Genomic DNA, 20,377 nt, shown 5'->3' with positions numbered 1-20,377 from the left:
GCAAAATTAAGACACCACTTCGGGTTGTTCATCTAACGGGTATTCCGGAGGCAACTGCGGATTGATGTTTTCTTCATCTAACGGAATGTTTTCTCGTTCTATTTTGGGTTCTTCGTTGTCGAGATTTTGTTGATTTAACAACATGTCACGCATTTTACTAAAATTCGTTTTATCAGATAGCCAAACTGCGGTTAAAATTGGGGCAAATTCGGGCTCAAATTCATAATCTAACACCGTATCATTTAGCACAAAATAGCTTTTATCCTTTAACGCAATAAAGCTCAGTTGGTCTTGTGGCGAAAAGTCAGGGAAAATACGTTGCAATTCTTTTAACCAAACGGATGTATCCGCTTGCGTCAGTTTCAAACTTTCCATTTCCCGCACCAACGTCACCGCAAAATTTTTCCCTTCAACTTGCTTATCGAAAGTAAATGTCAGCATTAATGGACGTTGATTTTCTTGATATTGCCCCGTTTCGGTTGACAGCGTAATGCTATACACCAAAAACGGCCCCCAGTTATAATCTGCCTTGCCGACAGATTTCCATTGTGCTAACACAACAGAGGGCAATAATCCGCATAATAAGCCTAAAATCAGTTTAAATTTCATTGAATAAACCGTGATGGAATAAAGTATTGTGCGGATTATAGCAATAATTTAACCGATAACATACCGTCTTTCGGTGAAATTTTTCACCGCACTTTGGTTGTTTACCAATTTGAGATAGGTTTGAACGGCATAAACTACGCATCTTTGCCTGTTATGCCGCCCCATAAAAGCGCTTATTTAAGCCGAATTAACTGCTTATCTTTATACAAAGTGGGAATAAGCCAATCTTTTTGGGTTGTCTTTTGTGCATTCATTTCATAAAACAAGCATAATATTCTTTGCATTTTTGTCTCAGGCGTCATTTTTTTGCCTGTGGAGAAGGTAAATGTAAGATGGGGAATATAATTCACGGTTCTTATGGCAGTATTGCAGCCGACTAAATTTGGCGCATGCGATAAGCGTTTGAAAATACCACGATCGTGATCATGCCATGCCTGAGCAATAGCTATGGCGATATTTCGCTTAATCGCATAACAATTCGTATCCACAAAGAAATTGCTATTTAACGTATATGAATTTCCTTCTTCATCAATGTAATTTGGTCGGCCCATTTTCCAAAAGCCAATAGAATCAAAATTATCATCACAGATAAATTCGCCGTTTTCATCATATAAACGTCTTAAATGATAGGCATAATGCAAATCGCTATGTTCGTGAAAGAATGGCACAAAACTTTCAATATGATTTTCATCATACCAGTTATCATCATCAAGATAGCAAATTATATTTTCTTTGACTAAAAAAGGGGCGGTTGCATTAATTCGACTATTGCTGCCACCGTTTGCGCCAGTGTTCATCGGTAAATAAGTAAAAACGACATCAGGATATTTTTCTTCTAACGGTTTTACTTTATCCCAAAACTGTTTGCCATCAACAAAAACATAGTGTTTGCACGGATAAGTTTGATTTTGCACGGAAAGAATCGTCCGCTCTAATGCTGGGCGACCGACAGTGGCAGTAATGACTGCGAAAGTGAGAGGTTGGTTAGACATAAATCAAGATTCAAAATAAAATTCATAGTTCATTATAACAATATTATGCCATGTGTTGAACCAGTGGCATCAATTCATTATTATGAAATAAAGTTGGCGTGAGCCAATGTGGTGTATTATGTTGCAACGTATATTCCTGTATTTTTCTGACTAACTCATTGTGTACGGCGTGATATTCCGTTAGTGCATCAGGGGGTAAGCGGCGTGTAGCAAGCAGATCATACACATAGTTGACGCTATGTTGTGCGGTATTACAGCCCGTTAATCGGTCATTTGCATCAAATAATGCTTGTGTTATGCATCTATCATTGCCATGGCCTCTTTCTATCCAAATATGAGCAAGTGCCATCGCCAACGATCGTTTTAACATCAAACAGTTCACATCAATTAAAAAATAGTCGTCATTATTAAAGACATAGGTAAACGTAGAATACTCAATGTGGGCCAATGGCACTTCTGCTCGCCAGAAACCCAACGCATTAATATCATCATTGCAAATAAATTCCCCTGAGTGATCGTAAAGTTTTCGTAAACTATAAGCATAATCAAGAGAATATTTTTCAAAAAAATACAGCGCACTTGTAATATGATTTGTATCATACCAATTATCATCATCCAAATAACAGACAATGTCTTCTTTTACCAAAAAGGGGGCAATGGCATTGATATAACTGTTATAGAATCCATTTGCTCCCGTATTCATCGGCAAGTAAGTAAAAATGACATCAGGATATTTTTCTTCAAGTGGTTTTACTTTATCCCAAAACTGTTTTCCATCCACAAACACATAATGTTGGCACGGATAAGTTTGATTTTGCACAGAAAGAATAGCACGCTCCAATTCAGGACGGCCAATAGTTGAAGTGACGACAGCAAAGGTTAAACTGCTATTGATTGATTGATTGATTGATTGATTGATTGATTGCCATTCATTACTCGTCAGCTCATAAAATACAAGAATTTCCACTGATTATATAATAAAAAAAGTGGAGATCCTAAAATCTCCGCTTTAAATGCAGGTGGGCTAGCAAAAGTGCGGTGTTTTTTCTGTATTTTTTACGCCCCATTTTCTAACCCCATTTGCCAAAATGCCACTTCCATTCGGGTCGCTGTGGTGAAAATATGCTGAATATTGGCTAATTGTTTTGGGTTTAAATCTTGGCAAAGTGCGGTTAAAAAATCTTGATATTTTTCCACCGCAGTTTGAAAACTTTCATCGGCGTAAGCATCTATCCATTTTTGGTAAGGATTATTGGGCGCGCTATTTTGTTGTTTTAAACGTAAGCCAATTTCCGCATAACCAATAGCACAAGGGGCAATAGCCGCATAAAGTTCAGCAAGTCCACCCGTGATACCACAATCTAGTACATAACGAGTATAGGCCACGCAAGCGGGATCTTCAGAAAGATTCTGTAAGTCTTGTTCAGCAATTCCCCATTCTTGACAGAAATCGATATGTAATTGAATTTCTTCTAATAAAACCGTAATGGCCTGATGAATTTCTCGCATTTGCTCAAAATTTTCCGCTTTAAATATCGCTAAGGCTAAGGCACGATTGTAGTGGAAAAGGTATAAATAATCTTGCTTTAAATAATATTGAAAACGGCTGACTGGTAGCGTGCCTTGCCCGAGCTGTTGCACAAAATCATGTTCAACATAATCATGCCAGTGAGGTTGAGCTTGTTGGATAAGGGTTTGAATAAAATGAGTTTTATAGATCATAATTTAGTTTCCTACGGCAGTATTAGCTGTTTCAGGTTCAACGGGTATCTTCTCAGCTCTTGATGAAAAAGCACCCCGACTAGGGTTTTGAGTGTAACAAAAAATAATCAACAAAAAAAGCCCTGTATTTTTACAGGGCTTTTCATTCAACGAAATCTTACGCTAATTCAGCACGCAATTTTTTCGTCACGTTCATCATCACTTCTAATTGCGCGATAGTTTCTGGCCAGCCACGGGTTTTTAAACCGCAGTCTGGGTTAACCCATAAACGTTCTTTTGGCACTACGTTTAATGCTTTGCGTAACAAGTGTTCCACTTCTGCCTCTGTTGGCACACGTGGGCTGTGAATATCGTATACACCTGGACCAATGTCGTTTGGATAGTGGAAATCGCCAAAGGCGGTTAATAATTCCATATCAGAGCGTGAGGTTTCAATGGTGATTACGTCAGCATCTAAGCCTGCAATGGCAGGTAAGATGTCGTTAAATTCAGAGTAACACATGTGAGTGTGGATTTGCGTATCGTCTGCCACGCCCATGTAGCTCAAGCGGAACGCCTCGCCTGCCCATTGTAAATAGGCATCCCAGTCCGCACGTTTAAGTGGCAAGCCCTCACGAATGGCAGGTTCGTCGATTTGAATCACTTTGATGCCTGCTTTTTCTAAGTCTAATACTTCGTCAGACAAGGCCACACCGATTTGTTTACATACGGTTGAACGTGGAATATCGTTACGCACGAATGACCATTGCAGAATAGTAACAGGACCAGTCAACATCCCTTTCATCACTTTTTGGGTCAGGCTTTGCGCATATTGTGACCAACGTACGGTCATTGGCTCTGGACGGGTGACATCACCGAAAATCACAGGTGGTTTCACACAACGTGAACCGTAGCTTTGCACCCAACCGAATTTAGTGAATGCAAAACCGTCTAATAATTCGCCAAAGTATTCCACCATGTCGTTACGTTCTGCCTCACCGTGCACCAACACATCTAAGTCTAATTCTTCTTGTTTACGCACCACATATTCGATTTCTTTTTTCATTGCTGTTTCATAATCGGCTAACGATAATTCGCCTTTTTTGAAACTGGCACGTGCGTGACGGATTTCGCTGGTTTGTGGGAATGAACCGATGTTGGTGGTCGGCAATAAGGGTAAATTTAACCACGCATTTTGTTTAGCAATACGCTCTGCGAATGGCGATTTACGTTGATCCGCATTGGCTGGAAGATTGGCTAAACGTGCTGCCACTTCCGCTTTGTGGATCACTTTGCTGTTCGCACGAGCATCAGCCGCCGCTTGGCTGGCGCCTAATTGGGCTTGCACTGACGCACGGCCATTGTTTAACGCTTGTTTTAATACGTTTAATTCTTCCACTTTTTGTAAGGTGAACGCTAACCAAGAATAAAGATCAGGGTTGTTCGCTTGTAATTGGGTTTCTACGCTCAAATCATAAGGCGTGTGCAATAATGAACAGCTTGGGGCAATCCATAAACGATCCGCTAATTTTGCTTTTAATGGTTCTAACACATCAAGCACGCTGTTTAAATTCGCACGCCAAATGTTACGACCGTCAATTACGCCCGCAGAAAGCACTTTGTTATAATCGGTGAAAGCGGCTAATTGTTCTGGTGCACGTACTAAATCCAGGTGTAAACCTGCCACTGGCAAGGCTTTCAATAATGGCGCATGTTCTGCCACAGAACCGAAGTAAGTGGCTAATAAAATTTTCGCTTTAACTTGGCTTAATTCCGCATACACAGATTGGAATGCGTTGATCCATGCTTGTGGTAAATCTAAGGCTAATGCTGGTTCATCAATTTGAATCCATTCGGCGCCCTCGTTGGCAAGTGCGGTTAAAATTTGTTGATAAACTGGCACTAAATCTTTCAATAAATCAAAGCGATTAAAGGTTTCGCCTTTTTCTTTCCCTAACCAAAGGAATGTTAATGGGCCAACAATCACAGGTTTGGCTTTATGTCCTTTCGCCACTGCCTCACGATACTGATTCACATAATGAGCGGGGTTAGCTTTAAATTGGGTGTTTTTGGCAAATTCAGGTACTAAATAATGGTAGTTAGTATCAAACCATTTGGTCATTTCAATCGCAAATTGATCTTTGTTACCCCGTGCTAATTCAAAATATTGGCTTAAGGTTAAATTCTGGCTATCAAAGCCGAAACGTGCAGGAATGGCGCCAGTGGCCACTTGTAAATCTAAGATGTGATCGTAGAACGTGAAATCGCCAGTTGCCACGAAATCGGCATTGGCATCCGCTTGGTGTTGCCAATTTTTTTCACGCAAGGCTTTGGCTAAATCTAATAAATCTTGCTCGCTTAATTCTTTACGCCAGTAGCGTTCCTGTGCAAATTTAAGTTCACGTTTTGCACCAACACGAGGGAATCCTAATACATGAAATGTGGTCATATCTTGCTCCTATTATAATGGGAATAATAAATTTCTATTTAGACGGCTAAACGTCCGCTTGATTGAGATAATGCCGAATTCTAGTTTATTAAGCAAACTCATAATTTTCATTTTTTGTATGAATAATTTTAATAATTGAATATTGGATAAAGAATCGATAAACAAAAGTGCGGTGAAAATCTTTTTTGTTTTTGAAAAATAAGTTTTGCGAAATGCGCCTATTTAGGGTAATATTCGCAGTCTAGTTATTTTTCAATAAAAAATAAGGTGTAAATATGAAAAAAGGAATCCATCCCGATAATTATCGTACCGTGTTATTTTATGATAGCAATGCCAAACAAGGCTTTTTAATCCGTTCTTGTGCCAGAACCACCAATACCATGAAATGGGAAGACGGCAAAGAATATCCTGTATTTATGTGTGATACGTCCTCTGCCTCACATCCGTTTTACACGGGTAAAACACGTCAAATTGGTAATGAGGGCCGAGCCAGTGACTTTACCAACCGTTATGGCAAATTCGGCGCATTAAAATCAAAATAAGGAGTCAGCATGCAAGTATTATCCTCATTAAAAAGTGCCAAAACACGTCACCCAGGCTGTAAAGTTGTGCGCCGTCATGGTGTGGTGTATGTGATTTGTAAGGAAAATCCTCGCTTTAAAGCCCGTCAGGGAATGAAGAAAAAAAGAAGATAATAAAAAATGCCCCGTTGTTGAAAACGGGGCATTTTTTTGTCAGCTTAAAATAACACACTGGCGCCCATGGCAACATTTCGTCCCATTAATGGAATATGCGAGAGATACGAGGTACTCGCATACACTTTTTGATTAAGAATATTATTCACATCAAGGGTCAAGCGATAATTAACCCGTTGACCCAAATCGCCGACATAACTCAAGGCTGCATTCAGCATATTATGTCCGCCGACGGGTAATTCATTATGTGCGGTTTTGTGTTGGCTGAACGTATGCGTATATTCAAGGCTAGCGGATAAATTATCGGTTAAATCCGCATTAAAGCGACTGCCTAAACGGGCGGCAGGCATACGAGGCACGTTGCCATTGTCCAATTTCCCTCGCACATAATCACCGAATAAGCTCAGGCGATATTTGGGGTGAAAACGATAACTGATATTGCCCTCGGCGCCATAAAAACGAGCCGGTTGTTGAGCATAACGCAAGAGGCGGAAATGCGCAAAACGATCCATGGTATGGGCGTAAATGTAGTTACTAAAATGCTTATAATAAATGCCCACATAGCTTTGCCATTGGTCATTGTTAAATTGTAGGCTGATATCCAAATTATTGGATTTTTCTTTTTTCAGCCGTTCATGAATGCCAAATTGATCGTAAACTTGGGTATCAATCAGCAAATTATTAATGGTTCGGTCATACTGTTCATCACCAAATTCATAGGAATTGGTGGCCACGTGGGTACCTCGGGCATAGAGTTCTTGTACACTTGGCGCACGTTCTTGGTGTGAAAAGGTCAAGCCACTTTTCCATTCTGAGGTGAGTTGCCAGTCTATTCCCGTAGCAAAAGAATACGTGGTGGTTTCATATTGCATGCTGCGTAACGGATCCATGCGTTTACCTCGGTGTAGCTGTTTATCGTCGGCAAGTTGAATTTTTTGATGATCAATTCGCCCTGATAAGGAAAAGGTGAGATCCCGCCATTGATAACGTTCAACGCCAGATAAGCCGTATAAGTGCGTGGTATTTTTATCTAAAATCCCCTCGTAACCGGCACTGTCGATCAGATCTTTACTGTATTGCAAAGCGATAGTTCCCGACCATTGTGCAGTGGGTTGATGATCCATTTCCATTCGCAAAGATTGACCATTATGGCGGAAACTCGACATGGTGTATTGCCCCTCGATTTCCTTATGTTCATAGCGACTATCATTGGCCATAAAGCGAATTTGCTCAATGCCTTTGATTGGCTGATTTAATGCACCACGCAGATCGACCCGTTTCAAGTGTAATCTAAGTTTGGCATATTGCTCTGGTTGACTTGGATCGTGATTGTGGAAATCTTCATCAATATTGACGCTAGTATGCTCACAATGCAGGTTAATCCCCTCCAAATATTCGTCATTTTCTTCATGGGTGTGAATATGACAAAAATGGGCTTTATGTTCGTGTCCGGTTAATCCATAGCGATCACGTCTGTCGGTGTAAGCGATACCCAAATAGCCTTTTTCACCAATCCAAGATAACCCAATCGCCCCCTGTTTCGATTTGGCCTCAGAGTTATTGATATAACGATAATCTTTTGATTCTTCAATATTTTCTTCATAGTCATCAGCGAAAATAGCCTCAATACATTCTGGTGTATCGGAATTATTACAAGGGTTTTCCACCGTGTATCGTTCCGTATAGCCCGCTGATTTGTAATTTTTAGCCTGACGGTGTAGGCCCTCAAGGTGCAAAACCAGATGGTCAGATAATTTGACATTGGTGGCGAGATTATATAATTGCTCTTGATTATTGGCGTTATAATGCGCATCTAAGCTGCCCTCCACCGTGCGTGTTGGACGTTGTGTAGGAATCTTATCATCTTCCACATTCACCACGGCGCCCGTAATTCCCGAGGCATATAATAGCGTATCCACACCTTGAATAATTTTGATGTCTTTTGCCAGAGTTGGATCCACCATAATCGCATGATCGGGCGACATATTGGCCATATCCACTACATCACCGCCATTTTGCACAATCTTGTTGCGGTAACTTTCTTGTCCCCGAATAACTGGCGTCGAGGCCCCCGAACCAAAGTGATTAGATTGAATGCCCATTTGTTTCGCTAAAGCATTCCCCAACGACGTTGGCCCGTTTTTGAGTTCAGTTTGCTGAACCGTTTTCATGGGGCTTTGGTTTGTTTCAGTAACTTGAATGATCTCTAAAACTTCTGTTTTTTCCACCGCACTGACAGAGGGAATGATTCCCAAACTGAGCATGATCGCCCAACTTATTTTTTTCAATTTCATTATTGTTATTTCCCTATATAAATAATTCGCACAGAAAAATAACTGTATTTGCTGAAATTTGCAAGCATTTTTTTTGATGAAAAATAAGATCGGTGGATTTTTATGCAAGATAGGTAAGATAAGTGAATTAAGGAAGATATTGAATGATAAAAGTAAAGGCATACGTTGATAGGTATGCCTTTGAGTGAGTTTGTCTACAAAAATGGTTGAGTACGACGTCGGATTAGAAACGATAGCTCAAACCAATTTTTGCCGATTTTTGTTGGTATTTATTGGCGCCACTTTGCCATTCCAAGGCCGTGCTTAACTCAATTACTGGGGTGAGATGAATGTTCGCCCCTAATTGTATCTTGACAGCATGGCGTTTACTATCAATGGCAGAATTCACATTCTCAATACGCACTTGACTTGGTTTTGTATCATGTTGATAGAATACGCCTAATTTTCCCTCAATAAAGGCACCATGCGCCACAAACTCTGCACCGGCTAAGGTTTCTACATTGGATTGTTTGGCTCGAATTGTTGCAGCACGATCATTGATACTTTTATCAAACAGATGGCTATATCCCACGGTAACTTTTGGACGAATGGAAACAGCCTCATTCAGCGCTATACTATAACCAACTTCCGCACTGACAGACAGCCCGTTAGTACGGTATTCAGTGCTAATCAATGGTGCATTCACTCGGTTTTGATACCAACCATATTTGGCTGAGCTAGCCACATAGGCGCCCTCATATTCATGGTTTAAGAAATAGGCGCCGTAGGTACCCAAGGTGGTATATTTCACTCGGCTGTTGGCCGTAATGTCAGTCACTTGAGAACGGCTTTCTCCTGTGCCTAATCCTTGGGCGACGTTCATTCCTACATAACCGTTGTTAAGTTTGATATCGGCACCTAATTGAACTTCCGTAGTCTTGGTTTTGGAATGAATTTGCTGATGGGTTTCACCAAATTTATTGTGTTGCACCTTGCCAGTTGTCCACACATTCACTGAACCCGCCGTGCGATTATTTACTGCAAGGTTATCCAACATAGAACGCAGTTGCAAACTTTGCATGGCAATTTCACTGTTAGCTAAATAGCCGTTAAATTCTGCACGTAGATTCCCTTGAGTATGGATTGGGGGCGTCGGTCCTTCCACTTTATTATCAGGTTCGGCCATGAGCACATCTTCAGGGGGGGTAATCATAGGTGCGTGATCTGGTTCATCGGTCACGGTGAATTCTGGTAATTCAAGGGTTGGCACATCTCCTGGTACATGGGTAATCATCAGTTCAGGCAATTCAAGCGTCGGCGTATCTTCTGGTACGTGGGTGACGGTCAGTTCAGGCAATTCAAGCGTCGGTGCATTTTCTGGTACGTGGGTGATGGTCAGTTCAGGCAATTCAAGAGTTGGCGACTCTTCTGGTACCTGAGTAATCCCCCCTTCAGGTAACTCAAGCGTTGGAGCCGGACTCGGGACTGCAGTGCGGTAATTATTGGTTAATACCCAATTTCTATCGTTATTTTGTAATAACAAATAATCATAGGCACCAGCCAAGACACGCCCTGTATTTTTAAGGTTTAGGCTAGATTGTCCATCGACACTCACTATTTGCATGCCCTCAAGAGTTTGATCGCCAGTTCCTACATAGTTAATATTCACATTCGCTTGGCCAGTAGCCTTGCCTTTGATATGCAAGGTATCGGTTGGCGAATGATCATCGCCTAATAGGCTATCAAAATAAATGGTACCCTGCTGTCCAGTGTAGTTGCCGTTGATAGTGATGTTTGCATACTTATAAGCATCACCAGAATCCCGATAATCATTGCCGATAATTAATGCGCCTTTGTGGGTGACATTACCAGTAATATTACCGGCCATTTGCAAAGCACTATCGGTGTCAATGAATACTTCTTTGGCCACAATTTCCGTTGGTGTCAGTAAACCACCAGTAATATTCACATTATCAGCAGTTAAAACATGCGTATCTAGGTAACCGGAACCCATTTTGGTAAAGTTTTCAATATTTGTTAATGTTGCATAAAGTGTCGAGGTATCCGTATTATTAACGGTAAAATGGTTAACACCCACTCCTTTAATCACGGAACCCGATTCAGCATTGATATTAGAAACTGAGCCATTGATATTATTCGCAAAGTTAAGTGTCGCACCATTTTTCAAATTAAATTGATTTAATGTATCTGTTAATGCAGCATTATTGGTTACATTTAATATGCCTTTGTCCAAATTGATTGTACCTGCAAATTTAGTATTATTACCGCCGAGTTCAACTGTACCCAAATTAGTCAGATTTAATACACCATTGCCAGAAATATCAGAATTTAAGTTAGCCCTAAAGTTCTCTGCAATATTCGTATTGATCAGTGCATTTTGTGCCAAAGAAATTGTGCCAGAAATCACCGCACTTTCGTCTGTATATTGGCTTGAATTCGTCACATTCCCTGCGGTATTTAAGCTAATCGTTGCATTATCCGCCACCGAAATATTACTGGCTAACCCCGTATTACGGTTAACCGTTAAATTGGTATTTTCCGCCAACGTAACATGACCAAACTTAAAGCTACTTTGCTCATATTCTGTATCATCTACATAATTATTAGCATGTAACACAAAAGGTGCGGTTAAATTAACAGTACCTTTTGTGACATTTAATGTACCTGTTGTATCTGCCCCACCTTTTAGATTCCAAACGTGATTATCTGCATTCGGTGTATAATTGACATTAAGTACGCCATCATTTTGGCTGGTGAAATTACCCAAATAGGTCAATGTGGGTGTAAAAGCATTGCCAGTAAAAGTGAAATTTGCTGTACCATGGCTATTGGTTATCACAGGGCTACTATCCATATGGATAATATTATCCCAAGTGAGATCATGTTCATTCATATCTAATGCGCCACCTTTGGTACCAAAGGCAAAACCAATTTCACCATTTTCTTGGCGAATTTGATTGTCTTGCATCAATTGCACCGTGGCTCGTCCAGACGCCAAACGAATATGATGAGCCGCATAACCATTATCACGGTTTAATTGTACTAAGCCGTCCCCCACATTAAGTTCTGCGAGTTGATTGCCGTTACCGTTTACCACTAATGTGCCTTTGCCAATTTTACGCCAAGTGTCGCCCGTTGCTCCTGTGAGTTCGCTAGTCACGGTTGAGCCTTCGTTAATGATATAACCGGCAGAATTAAGACGATGTTCACCGCTTAGGGTAAAGTTACTATTAAATGTTATGGAACTTGCCCCTAAATTGACATCTCCTTGACTCATGCTCACTGTGCCACCTGCACCACCTAGCACAAGATCTTTATTTTCATGCCAGTTATCTTCGGCTTGATTTAATCCAACCAATTGTCTTGATGAACTTGCCGTGGTAAGCGTCACATTACCATCGCTAGCTTGTGGACCAAAGGTAATTGACTCTTGAGCGGAATTGGTTTGGATCTCTGGTAATACGTAGGTTGCCATGACGCTATTAGCATGTGTGGTAGCATGTCGCCCTACAGAAAATTTACCATAGCCATAAGAGCCACCACCAGCAGATTGGAAACCGATGACTTCCCATTGATTGGTTTCATCATTAAAAACATAAATCGGGCTACCGCTATCACCTCCAAAGGTAATGGTATCAAGTGGGGTTTTGGGATCAAGGGTACTAACATAATGGAAGTAACGATGAGAAGATTCAGCCGCATCGACGTTGACTTGCGTCACAATATTTAAACCACCGTTTAACCAACCATAACCAACAGATTTCGTCCCACTTGGATTAAGCAGTTGTTCATGTGTCCCGCCGCCCGTCCTGGCAATTAAGGTGCCCACTTTGAGCAGAGATTCGTCCGCTAAAGTGGCCGGTTCAGCCTCCCAAATAATATTACGAGTGCGAGTAATTTTATAATCACCTTTTAAATCATGATCGGCTGTGGTGTCAGCATCGGAGGTGTGTCGGATTTTTTGAACGCCATTTTCATCAAGATACATTACATCGACTGCCGCTTTTTTCGTCCATTCTCCGAGTAATGCATAACTTGATGTCGTAGGTGGTTTAGGTTCACCGTAGTCTGGCTGTTTAAAATCACCGGAGACTTGTTTTCCGTTAACGTTAAATAGTGTGCTGTCATCGGTGTAATGACGTCCACCAAAGGTCATATTTTCGGTGTAACCTACATGATTGGCAGAACCGATAAAAGAGGGGTGAATTATAGTGGCATAACCGCCATCTGAGACAGAAGAAAAGTTGGGTAAAGAGTCTATCACACCTGATAAACTACCATCCGATTTGTAGACAGAAATATGTTGTGCATCGGCAGTAAAAGCGCCTTTATTATCACCAAAATCACGATAGGTTTGTACATCAATATCATGGCGAATTCCACCGGCCAAGACAACGTTTGAAATACTGGCCAAAATAGCCAAACTAATAAGGGACTTTTTTGCTTTCATAGTTCGTTTCTCCTGAGCGGATAGGGCGTCATTCTATTACGCTATTCATAAGCTATTGCGTTAATCATAACGCATATTTTTGCAATAGGCAAACGTTTGCGCTGTGAGGGATATTTTGTAGTAACAAGAATTTTTTAATGAAACTGCGGTACATTTTAATGTAGAATGTAATTCATTCTTTTGTTGCTTTGTATGAATTACGCTCATGAAACCCATTTTCCTTGAACTACGACATCTCAAAACCTTATTAGCCTTAAAAGAAACGGGGTCGGTTTCTTTAGCCGCAAAACGGGTCTATCTCACGCAATCCGCCTTATCGCATCAGATTAAATTATTGGAAGATCAATATGGTTTGCCGTTATTTGAACGCAAAACCACCCCTTTACATTTTACGCCCGCAGGGGAACGATTAATTAAATTAGCCAACGATGTGCTACCTAAAGTCATTGAGGCGGAAAGGGATCTTTCTCGCGTCAAACAGGGCGAAGCGGGGGAATTACGGATTGCGGTGGAATGTCATACTTGCTTTGACTGGCTTATGCCGGCGATGGACAGTTTCCGTACCCATTGGCCGTTGGTGGAATTGGATATTGTATCGGGTTTTCATACGGATACCGTCGGATTATTGCTTACTCACCGTGCGGACTGGGCGATTGTGTCGGAAATTGAACCTACTGACGGGATTATTTATAAGCCCTTGTTTTCCTACGAAATGGTGGGGCTGTGTGCCAAAGATCATCCCTTAGCTCAAAAAGAAATCTGGCAAGCGGAAGATTTTGCTGATCAAACGTGGATTACTTATCCTGTACCTGATGATATGTTGGATTTACTCCGCAAAGTCTTGCGTCCGGCGGGGATTAATCCCACACGCCGTACCAGTGAATTGACCATTGCGATTATTCAATTAGTCGCCAGTAAACGAGGCATTGCAGCGTTACCATTTTGGGCAGTGAAACCCTATTTAGATCGGGGGTATGTGGTGGCTCGCCAAATTACCGAGCAACGTTTATACAGCAATCTTTATTGTGCCTATCGTGAAATTGACGGCGACAGCGCCTTTATTGATGATTTTTACGACACGGTGAAGTCACAAAGTTTTTCTACTTTGCCGGGGTTGTCTGTTTTGGAATAGGGGAGTAATCATGAAAAATCAGCCAAAAAGCACCGCAATTTGGGCGGCTGCCAAAGCTGCTTTTCCTTATTCTGTCCCCATGATTATTGGCTATCTTTTCCTCGGCGTGGCTTACGGTATTTATATGAAAGTGCTCGGCTTTGGCGTATGGTTTCCGTTTTTTATGGCAGCCTTGATTTATGCGGGATCTGTGGAATTTATTGTTGCCACCTCCTTGACCGCTATTTTTTCGCCACTTTCTGTGCTGTTGGTCACGTTAATGGTGAGTGGGCGCCAAGTGTTTTACAGCATTTCCATGTTAGAAAAATACGGCAAACAGTTGGGTAAAAAACGTTGGTATTTAATTTCAACCATGTCAGACGAAGCCTTTTCATTAAATTATATGGCCAACGTGCCAGAACATTTAGATAAGGGTTGGTATTACTTCTTTGTTAGCCTTTATTTGCAAATCTACTGGGTGATTGGTGCCGTGGTTGGGAATCTGGCCACGGACATTGTGCCTTTTAGTTTAAAAGGCATTGAATTTGCCATGACCGCATTATTTATCGTGATTTTTGCGGAAAACTGGCTGAAAGAAAAATCCCACGAAAGCAGTTTATTAGGCTTAGGCATTACCTTATTTTTCCTCGTCACCGTTGGCAAAGAACATTTTCTAGTTCCGACTTTGTTCACCATTTGGGGCCTATTAACCTTACGCCGTGCGAAATTAGAAAGCAAAATTATTCGTTTAACGGGAGAAAATCCATGACCTTAACCGAACAAATTATCACCATTGCTATGGGCGTGTTAGGCGTGCAATTTTGCCGATTACTGCCGTTTTGGATCTTCCCCGCCAACCGCCCAATTCCTGAATATATTCGTTATTTAGGCAAAGTGTTGCCTGCGGCTATGTTCGGTATGTTGGTGGTGTATTGCTATAAAAACGTCGAGATTTTGCAAGGTTATCATGGCATTCCTGATTTTATTGCGGGCATGGTGACGTTAGCTTTGCACCTTTGGAAGAAAAATATGTTTTTGTCCATGGCAGTGGGGACGGCTTTATATATGGGGTTGGTGCAAGGCGTGTTTGTGTAGTTTAAGACTGCGCCTTAATACTTTGCTCAATTTGTTTCAAACCATTTAATCTTGTGGCACTTAATCGTTGTGCAATTCCCAAGTCGGTGAAAAATCTCGTTAAATCAAATTGTTGTAGTTCTTCTATTGATTTGTTATTCACATGGTTAATCAACACATACAGCAAACCATTCATAATCCGTGCCTCACTATAAGCCTGTAATTGTAAACTGCGGTCTAAATTTGGTGAGATTTTACACCATAATCTGACTTCGCAACCTTGAATTTCTTGCCATTGGGCCAATTCTTCGTCACTGGGTTTGGTGAGGTTTTTACCAGCATGAATTAGCAAGCGATAGCGTTCTTCCCAGTTGTTAGCTTGTTGAATTTGTTCGATAATGTCCATTTTTCAGTCCAATAATTCCAGTGCTTTATCTAAGGCGGTAAAAAAGGCTTGTACATCTTGCTCGGTGTTGTAAGGAGCAAAACTGAGGCGTAATGTGCTAGGCACACCTAAACGAGCGAGATAAGGCATGGCACAATGTACGCCTGTACGTAAAGCGATATGTTGTTCGGCAAGCAAGGTAGCGAGATCAGAACAGGCGATATTGTCAAAGACAAAGCTGATCACGGTGCTCGGTTGTGGGGCAGAAAATAAACGACAATTTGGGTAAGTTTTTAACCGCACTTTTGTTTGTTCGGCGAGATGTAAAGCGTACTGTTCTGCTTTTTCAATATCCCATTTTTCTAACCATGCTAACACGGCGTTAAATCCGATCACGGCGGCAATATTCGGTGTGCCTGCCTCTAAACGATAGGGGAGTTCTGCATAGCGAATTTCTTGTTTTGAGGCAAAGGCCACCATTTTTCCGCCGTATTGTAGCGGTTGCAGTTTTTCTAAGGCGGACAGTTTGCCGCTTAACACGCCTAAGCCGTTTGGGCCGTAAATTTTGTGAGCGGAGAACGCAATAAAATCCGTATCCAATTTTTGCAGATCGATTTTGATATGGCTAATGGCTTGAGCGGCATCCACTAAAATAAGTGCGGTGGAAAATTGGCGAATTTTTTCAATCAGTTGTTGGATGGGCTGTTGTGTGCCTGTGACGTTAGACACGAAATTTAAGGCGACCAATTTTGTGCGTGCGTTTAAGGCAGAAACTAGGGCTTGTTCGTCAATTAAAAAGTTATCTAAGATCGGTAAAATATGTAATTTTGCACCGCACTTTTCGGCGATAGCGTGCCACGTGACAAAATTGGCGTGGTGCTCGGCCTCGCTGATGATAATCTCATCATCAGGTTGAAAATGGGGAAGTAAGCCGTTGGCCACGGTGTTAATGGCTTGGGTGGTGCCGGATGTCCAAACCACCGCTTGTTCACTTTCCGCATTAATGAGCTGTTTCACTCGGCTGCGAGCTTGTTCATAAAGTGCGGTGTTTTTTTCGTCATATTGGCTACGATGCACGGAGCCTGCAGATTGGTAAAACGCCACGGTGGCATCAATCAACGCTTGCGGTTTTAAAGCGGTGGCGGCGTTATCCAAATAGACGACGGCATCTGTTTGGTTAAAATAAGGGAAATCTTGACGAAATGGGATCGCATTAAACATTATTTTTTACCTTGTCGTTTGAGTTTGCGAAATTCACTGGGTGGCATGGGATTGGGATCACGCCATAAGCCGATACGTTGTTGTTGTGCGATTTGTTGCATTTGGAGATATTCTGGGTGACGCATATATTTTGTATAAGCCCAAGCCATGCCTAATTGTACCATTTTGAGATTGATATTTGCCCGATCTTTGTAGATCGTTGCCACCGTGCGACCGTAACGATCATAGTCAGAAATTTGCAAGGTGACTTGGGTTTTATGGATAAGTTGTGCTAGCATTTGTTTAGCACGATTGCCAAAGGCTTGGGCCTTTTCGGGGGCGTCAATTTCGGCCAAACGTACTTTGAGTTGCTTATTATTGGTTAATAAACAGGTGATGGTGTCGCCGTCACTAATGCCAACCACACGACAGTTGACCCAACGTTCTGCACTTAAGGCGTTGTGACTGAATAGAAAAAAGACAAGTGCGGTGAATAAAAAGGTTATTTTTTTCATTATTTTTTGGTATAAATCAAAGGTGAATGACATTTTACCGAAAAAATCACAAAAGTGAAAAAAATAAGCGTAAAATAAATTGATAAAATTTATCAAAAAAGTTGAATAAAAACGAGAGAGAAGATGAAACAAAAACTAATTGATTTAGTTCGCTCTTTAGCGATTTTATATGCCTTTCTTTGGCTCGGAAATGGGATTGTCTATTGGGTTCCACTTGGCATTCCGGGGAGTATTGTGGGATTATTGTTACTTTTTTTGGGATTAACCACGCAAGTGATTAAAGTAGAATGGATTTTTTTCGGGGCCAATTTACTTATTCGGTATATGATGGTGCTGTTTGTGCCGATTAGCGTGGGGATTATGCAACATTTTGATATGCTTATTTCACAAGCAAAAGCCTTGTTAATTCCGAATATTTTGAGTTCATTAATTACTTTGATTATTGTGGGAACCTTGACGGATTATTTATTTATGCGACGTTCTTTTACTCGCTTACGCAAAAAAGTATTACAGCGTCGAATTAAGGAGCAAGCATGATTTACGCCTATTCTTTGTTAACCATTGCCAGCTTTTTTTTGGCGGTGCAAATTAATAAACGCTTAAAATCGGTGTTGTTAAATACCTTTGTGTTGACGGCGTCCATTTTGATTGGTACTTTGTTACTTGCCAACGTGCCTTATGAAAATTATATGGCCGGCAATGCCCCTTTAAACAATTTAATGGCCGTCAGTATTGTGGCGTTAGCCTTGCCGTTATATGAACAATTACGACGCATTGCGGCGTTTTGGAAAAGCATTTTATTTGTGACCACATTGGCCTCATTAATTGCCATGTTGACGGCAGGTGGGTTTGCGTTGTGGTTAGGTGCTAACCCAGAAATCGTGGCAACCGTGATGTCTAAATCGGTCACCATGCCGATTGCCATGGCGATTTCTGGCCATTTAGGTGGCATTCCGTCCATGGCCTCGGTGGGCGTAGTCGTGGCTGGGGTGCAAGGTGCCGTGGTGGGGTATGTCATTTTGCGTAAACTTCGCCTGACCAGTTCCGAGGGTATTGGTATTGCGGTGGGAGCCACTTCCCATGCGATTGGTACGGCCGCTTTAATGGAACATGATGTGACCGCCTCGACGTATAGCTCCATTGCGTTGGTGCTATGCGGTATTTTGAGTTCTGTGCTTGCACCTTTGGTTTTTCACTTATTGTATATGGTGGCATAAATGTTAAAAAATACGTTAGATCCCATTTGGCTTGAACGCTTTATTAATGATAAACCCAGAGAGAAAGATCATCGTCCACCTTTTCGACGTGATCGTGCGAGAATTTTGCACAGTGCGGCATTTCGTTGTTTACAGGCGAAAACACAAATTCATGCCGTGGGTGAAAATGATTTTTTCCGTACAAGATTAACCCATTCTTTAGAGGTGGCGCAAATTGGCAGTAGCCTTGTTTCTCAATTAAAACTAATTGATACTTACAAAGCCTTGGCGGACCAATTACAGCTAGACAAAGCCTTGTTACAACAAGAAATCAAGCCACTTTTGCCTACGGCGGATTTGATTGAAAGTCTGTGTTTTGCTCATGATATTGGCCACCCACCTTTTGGTCATGGTGGCGAAACGGCTTTAAATTCAATGATGTATGATGTGGGGGGCTTTGAGGGCAATGCACAAACGTTCCGTTTATTAACCAAATTAGAGCCTTATACGCAAAATGCGGGAATGAACTTGACTCGCCGGACGCTGTTGGGGATCGTGAAATATCCGGCGATTTTAGATGAAACTTCACCAAAATACACCGCACTTTCTTCTTCGGAGCAAGATTTTCGGGCCTTTGATTGGCGACCTGGGAAAGGTATTTTTCGTGATGATTTGCCAGTGTTTGATTGGCTATTGCAACCTTTATCTACGCAAGATAAACAGTTATTTACTTCATTAAAAAAAGTGCGGTCAGAACCGAGCGAATTTTTGAAAACACGCTTTAAATCCTTAGATTGCAGCATTATGGAGTTGGCGGATGACATTGCTTATGGCGTACATGATTTTGAAGATGCCATCGTGGTGGGCATGATTGATCAAAATCTGTGGCAAATTGCGTTACGAGAATTAAAGGCCTGTTCATCAGAATGGATTGTCAAAAATATTGATGCCTTAACGACCAAATTATTTTCGGAATACCATTATGAACGTAAAAATGCCATTGGGGCATTGGTGAATTTCTTTATTACCAATGTGCGGTGGAAATTAACGGCAGATTTTGCCGAACCGTTGTTACGTTATAATGCCGAATTGCCCACCGAAGTGGAAGACGTGTTAAACGTGTTTAAAGCCTTTGTGTTTAAATATGTGATTCGTGATGTGGAAACCCAACGCATTGAATATAAAGGGCAACGTATTTTAACCGAAATGTTCCAAATTTTTGCCAGTGATCCAGAACGTTTATTGCCACGCAATACAGTAAATCGTTGGTTAAATGCCGAACCGCAAGGCAAAAAACGGATTATTTGTGATTATATGGCGGGCATGTCAGATGCTTATGCGTTAAAAGTATATCGGCAGTTGACGTAAAAATAATCGGTAAAGTTGGAAAAATAAACAGTCAGTTAAAATTTTAGATTTTTTTGCAAAAAATACTTGCAAAGGATTTTCAGATCACTATAATACGCTCCACACAACGACGCACTGTTGTGAAACCTTAAACTTTCTAACGTGCGTCGTTTTATTTTCGCTTTAAAACAGCGATTTGTTCTTTAACAATTTATCAGACAATCTGTGTGGGCACTTGTTGATTGACTTGTTTTAAAAAATTAAATAAAACTTAAAGTCTTAATAGGTGCTTAACTTAGAAATTCATTAACTTCTATTCTTTAATAAGAATGGAAAGTACGATTTAAAAGCAAGCAGTT

At 41.2% G+C, this 20,377-nt stretch carries 18 protein-coding genes and 1 riboswitch; of the genes, 8 read left to right on the top strand and 10 right to left on the bottom strand.

The window, feature by feature from the left end:
• Positions 1–6: 6 nt before the first annotated feature.
• From ACTG7Q_RS00090 to metE, 5 genes are all read right to left on the bottom strand, one after another.
• Entirely contained in the window at positions 7–609 is a 603-nt protein-coding gene (locus ACTG7Q_RS00090) for a hypothetical protein (RefSeq protein WP_439239753.1), read from the bottom strand.
• A gap of 173 nt (positions 610–782) precedes the next feature.
• Entirely contained in the window at positions 783–1,601 is an 819-nt protein-coding gene (locus ACTG7Q_RS00085; RefSeq protein ID WP_439239752.1) for a glycosyltransferase family A protein, read from the bottom strand.
• 43 nt (positions 1,602–1,644) lie between these two features.
• Positions 1,645–2,568, bottom strand: a complete 924-nt coding sequence (locus ACTG7Q_RS00080; protein ID WP_439239751.1) for a glycosyltransferase — start codon at positions 2,566–2,568, stop codon at positions 1,645–1,647.
• 89 nt (positions 2,569–2,657) lie between these two features.
• On the bottom strand, positions 2,658–3,323 hold the full coding sequence (gene tenA, locus ACTG7Q_RS00075) for a thiaminase II (RefSeq protein WP_439239750.1): 666 nt from the start codon (positions 3,321–3,323) through the stop codon (positions 2,658–2,660).
• A riboswitch (TPP riboswitch) is annotated at positions 3,315–3,411 on the bottom strand. It overlaps the preceding gene by 9 nt.
• Before the next feature lie 69 nt (positions 3,412–3,480).
• Complete coding sequence (metE, locus tag ACTG7Q_RS00070; protein WP_439239749.1) at positions 3,481–5,751, bottom strand: 5-methyltetrahydropteroyltriglutamate--homocysteine S-methyltransferase; 2,271 nt, start codon at positions 5,749–5,751, stop codon at positions 3,481–3,483.
• 275 nt (positions 5,752–6,026) lie between these two features.
• On the opposite strand from metE, the gene ACTG7Q_RS00065 reads away from it, so the two are divergent.
• On the top strand, positions 6,027–6,293 hold the full coding sequence (locus ACTG7Q_RS00065; RefSeq protein WP_386687186.1) for a type B 50S ribosomal protein L31: 267 nt from the start codon (positions 6,027–6,029) through the stop codon (positions 6,291–6,293).
• Between the two features lie 9 nt (positions 6,294–6,302).
• Positions 6,303–6,446 (top strand): type B 50S ribosomal protein L36, encoded by a 144-nt coding sequence (gene ykgO / locus ACTG7Q_RS00060; protein WP_386690910.1) that lies wholly within the window; start codon positions 6,303–6,305, stop codon positions 6,444–6,446.
• A gap of 44 nt (positions 6,447–6,490) precedes the next feature.
• Here the strand turns inward: ykgO and ACTG7Q_RS00055 are convergent, their stop codons facing one another.
• Together ACTG7Q_RS00055 and ACTG7Q_RS00050 are read right to left on the bottom strand one after the other, a co-directional pair.
• Positions 6,491–8,740 carry a TonB-dependent receptor gene (locus ACTG7Q_RS00055; protein ID WP_439239748.1) on the bottom strand — a complete coding sequence of 750 codons (2,250 nt, stop codon included), beginning with the start codon at positions 8,738–8,740 and terminating at the stop codon, positions 6,491–6,493.
• A 223-nt stretch (positions 8,741–8,963) separates the two neighbouring features.
• Positions 8,964–13,190: an autotransporter outer membrane beta-barrel domain-containing protein gene (locus ACTG7Q_RS00050; protein ID WP_439239746.1), complete on the bottom strand. Its 4,227-nt coding sequence runs from the start codon at positions 13,188–13,190 to the stop codon at positions 8,964–8,966.
• Between the two features lie 205 nt (positions 13,191–13,395).
• On the opposite strand from ACTG7Q_RS00050, the gene ACTG7Q_RS00045 reads away from it, so the two are divergent.
• The 3 genes from ACTG7Q_RS00045 to ACTG7Q_RS00035 are packed head-to-tail and all read left to right on the top strand — an operon-like array spanning position 13,396 to position 15,396.
• Complete coding sequence (locus ACTG7Q_RS00045; protein ID WP_439239745.1) at positions 13,396–14,322, top strand: LysR family transcriptional regulator; 927 nt, start codon at positions 13,396–13,398, stop codon at positions 14,320–14,322.
• Between the two features lie 10 nt (positions 14,323–14,332).
• Complete coding sequence (locus ACTG7Q_RS00040) at positions 14,333–15,070, top strand: AzlC family ABC transporter permease (protein WP_439239744.1); 738 nt, start codon at positions 14,333–14,335, stop codon at positions 15,068–15,070.
• Positions 15,067–15,396, top strand: a complete 330-nt coding sequence (locus ACTG7Q_RS00035; protein WP_439239743.1) for a branched-chain amino acid transporter permease — start codon at positions 15,067–15,069, stop codon at positions 15,394–15,396. Before ACTG7Q_RS00040 ends, ACTG7Q_RS00035 begins: the two co-directional genes overlap by 4 nt.
• Before the next feature lies 1 nt (position 15,397).
• Here the strand turns inward: ACTG7Q_RS00035 and ACTG7Q_RS00030 are convergent, their stop codons facing one another.
• Genes ACTG7Q_RS00030 through ACTG7Q_RS00020 form a run of 3 tightly spaced genes read right to left on the bottom strand, consistent with a single transcriptional unit; the run spans position 15,398 to position 17,475 of the window.
• Positions 15,398–15,775 carry a SufE family protein gene (locus ACTG7Q_RS00030; RefSeq protein WP_439240608.1) on the bottom strand — a complete coding sequence of 126 codons (378 nt, stop codon included), beginning with the start codon at positions 15,773–15,775 and terminating at the stop codon, positions 15,398–15,400.
• Positions 15,776–15,784: 9 nt separating this feature from the next.
• Positions 15,785–16,981 carry a cysteine desulfurase gene (locus ACTG7Q_RS00025; protein WP_439239742.1) on the bottom strand — a complete coding sequence of 399 codons (1,197 nt, stop codon included), beginning with the start codon at positions 16,979–16,981 and terminating at the stop codon, positions 15,785–15,787.
• Positions 16,981–17,475, bottom strand: coding sequence for a thermonuclease family protein (locus ACTG7Q_RS00020; protein ID WP_439239740.1), 495 nt, complete (start codon positions 17,473–17,475; stop codon positions 16,981–16,983). Before ACTG7Q_RS00020 ends, ACTG7Q_RS00025 begins: the two co-directional genes overlap by 1 nt.
• 123 nt (positions 17,476–17,598) lie before the next feature.
• Here ACTG7Q_RS00020 and ACTG7Q_RS00015 point away from each other — a divergent pair, with 123 nt between their 5' ends.
• The 3 genes from ACTG7Q_RS00015 to ACTG7Q_RS00005 are packed head-to-tail and all read left to right on the top strand — an operon-like array spanning position 17,599 to position 20,039.
• A complete protein-coding gene (locus ACTG7Q_RS00015; protein WP_439239739.1) occupies positions 17,599–18,012 on the top strand; it encodes a CidA/LrgA family protein in 414 nt (137 codons plus the stop codon).
• Positions 18,009–18,692 carry a CidB/LrgB family autolysis modulator gene (locus ACTG7Q_RS00010; protein WP_439239738.1) on the top strand — a complete coding sequence of 228 codons (684 nt, stop codon included), beginning with the start codon at positions 18,009–18,011 and terminating at the stop codon, positions 18,690–18,692. The genes ACTG7Q_RS00015 and ACTG7Q_RS00010 overlap by 4 nt, the downstream gene beginning before the upstream one ends.
• Positions 18,693–20,039, top strand: a complete 1,347-nt coding sequence (locus ACTG7Q_RS00005) for an anti-phage deoxyguanosine triphosphatase (RefSeq protein WP_439239737.1) — start codon at positions 18,693–18,695, stop codon at positions 20,037–20,039.
• Positions 20,040–20,377: the final 338 nt, after the last annotated feature.

The sequence above is a fragment of the Lonepinella sp. BR2474 genome, assembly GCF_051851555.1.
Taxonomy (GTDB): domain Bacteria; phylum Pseudomonadota; class Gammaproteobacteria; order Enterobacterales; family Pasteurellaceae; genus Lonepinella.
This window is presented reverse-complemented; position numbering and strand designations above follow the sequence as displayed.

Excerpts from the sequence above, each read along its gene's own strand:
- ACTG7Q_RS00040 (WP_439239744.1), top strand. The coding sequence starts at position 14,333 with ATGAAAAATCAGCCAAAAAGCACCGCAATTTGGGCGGCTGCCAAAGCT.
- ACTG7Q_RS00015 (WP_439239739.1), top strand. The coding sequence starts at position 17,599 with ATGAAACAAAAACTAATTGATTTAGTTCGCTCTTTAGCGATTTTATAT.
- ACTG7Q_RS00085 (WP_439239752.1), bottom strand. The coding sequence starts at position 1,601 with ATGTCTAACCAACCTCTCACTTTCGCAGTCATTACTGCCACTGTCGGT.
- ACTG7Q_RS00020 (WP_439239740.1), bottom strand. The coding sequence starts at position 17,475 with ATGAAAAAAATAACCTTTTTATTCACCGCACTTGTCTTTTTTCTATTC.
- ACTG7Q_RS00035 (WP_439239743.1), top strand. The coding sequence starts at position 15,067 with ATGACCTTAACCGAACAAATTATCACCATTGCTATGGGCGTGTTAGGC.
- ACTG7Q_RS00010 (WP_439239738.1), top strand. The coding sequence starts at position 18,009 with ATGATTTACGCCTATTCTTTGTTAACCATTGCCAGCTTTTTTTTGGCG.
- ACTG7Q_RS00065 (WP_386687186.1), top strand. The coding sequence starts at position 6,027 with ATGAAAAAAGGAATCCATCCCGATAATTATCGTACCGTGTTATTTTAT.
- ACTG7Q_RS00045 (WP_439239745.1), top strand. The coding sequence starts at position 13,396 with ATGAAACCCATTTTCCTTGAACTACGACATCTCAAAACCTTATTAGCC.
- ACTG7Q_RS00090 (WP_439239753.1), bottom strand. The coding sequence starts at position 609 with ATGAAATTTAAACTGATTTTAGGCTTATTATGCGGATTATTGCCCTCT.
- ACTG7Q_RS00025 (WP_439239742.1), bottom strand. The coding sequence starts at position 16,981 with ATGTTTAATGCGATCCCATTTCGTCAAGATTTCCCTTATTTTAACCAA.
- ykgO (WP_386690910.1), top strand. The coding sequence starts at position 6,303 with ATGCAAGTATTATCCTCATTAAAAAGTGCCAAAACACGTCACCCAGGC.
- metE (WP_439239749.1), bottom strand. The coding sequence starts at position 5,751 with ATGACCACATTTCATGTATTAGGATTCCCTCGTGTTGGTGCAAAACGT.
- tenA (WP_439239750.1), bottom strand. The coding sequence starts at position 3,323 with ATGATCTATAAAACTCATTTTATTCAAACCCTTATCCAACAAGCTCAA.
- ACTG7Q_RS00050 (WP_439239746.1), bottom strand. The coding sequence starts at position 13,190 with ATGAAAGCAAAAAAGTCCCTTATTAGTTTGGCTATTTTGGCCAGTATT.
- ACTG7Q_RS00005 (WP_439239737.1), top strand. The coding sequence starts at position 18,693 with ATGTTAAAAAATACGTTAGATCCCATTTGGCTTGAACGCTTTATTAAT.
- ACTG7Q_RS00055 (WP_439239748.1), bottom strand. The coding sequence starts at position 8,740 with ATGAAATTGAAAAAAATAAGTTGGGCGATCATGCTCAGTTTGGGAATC.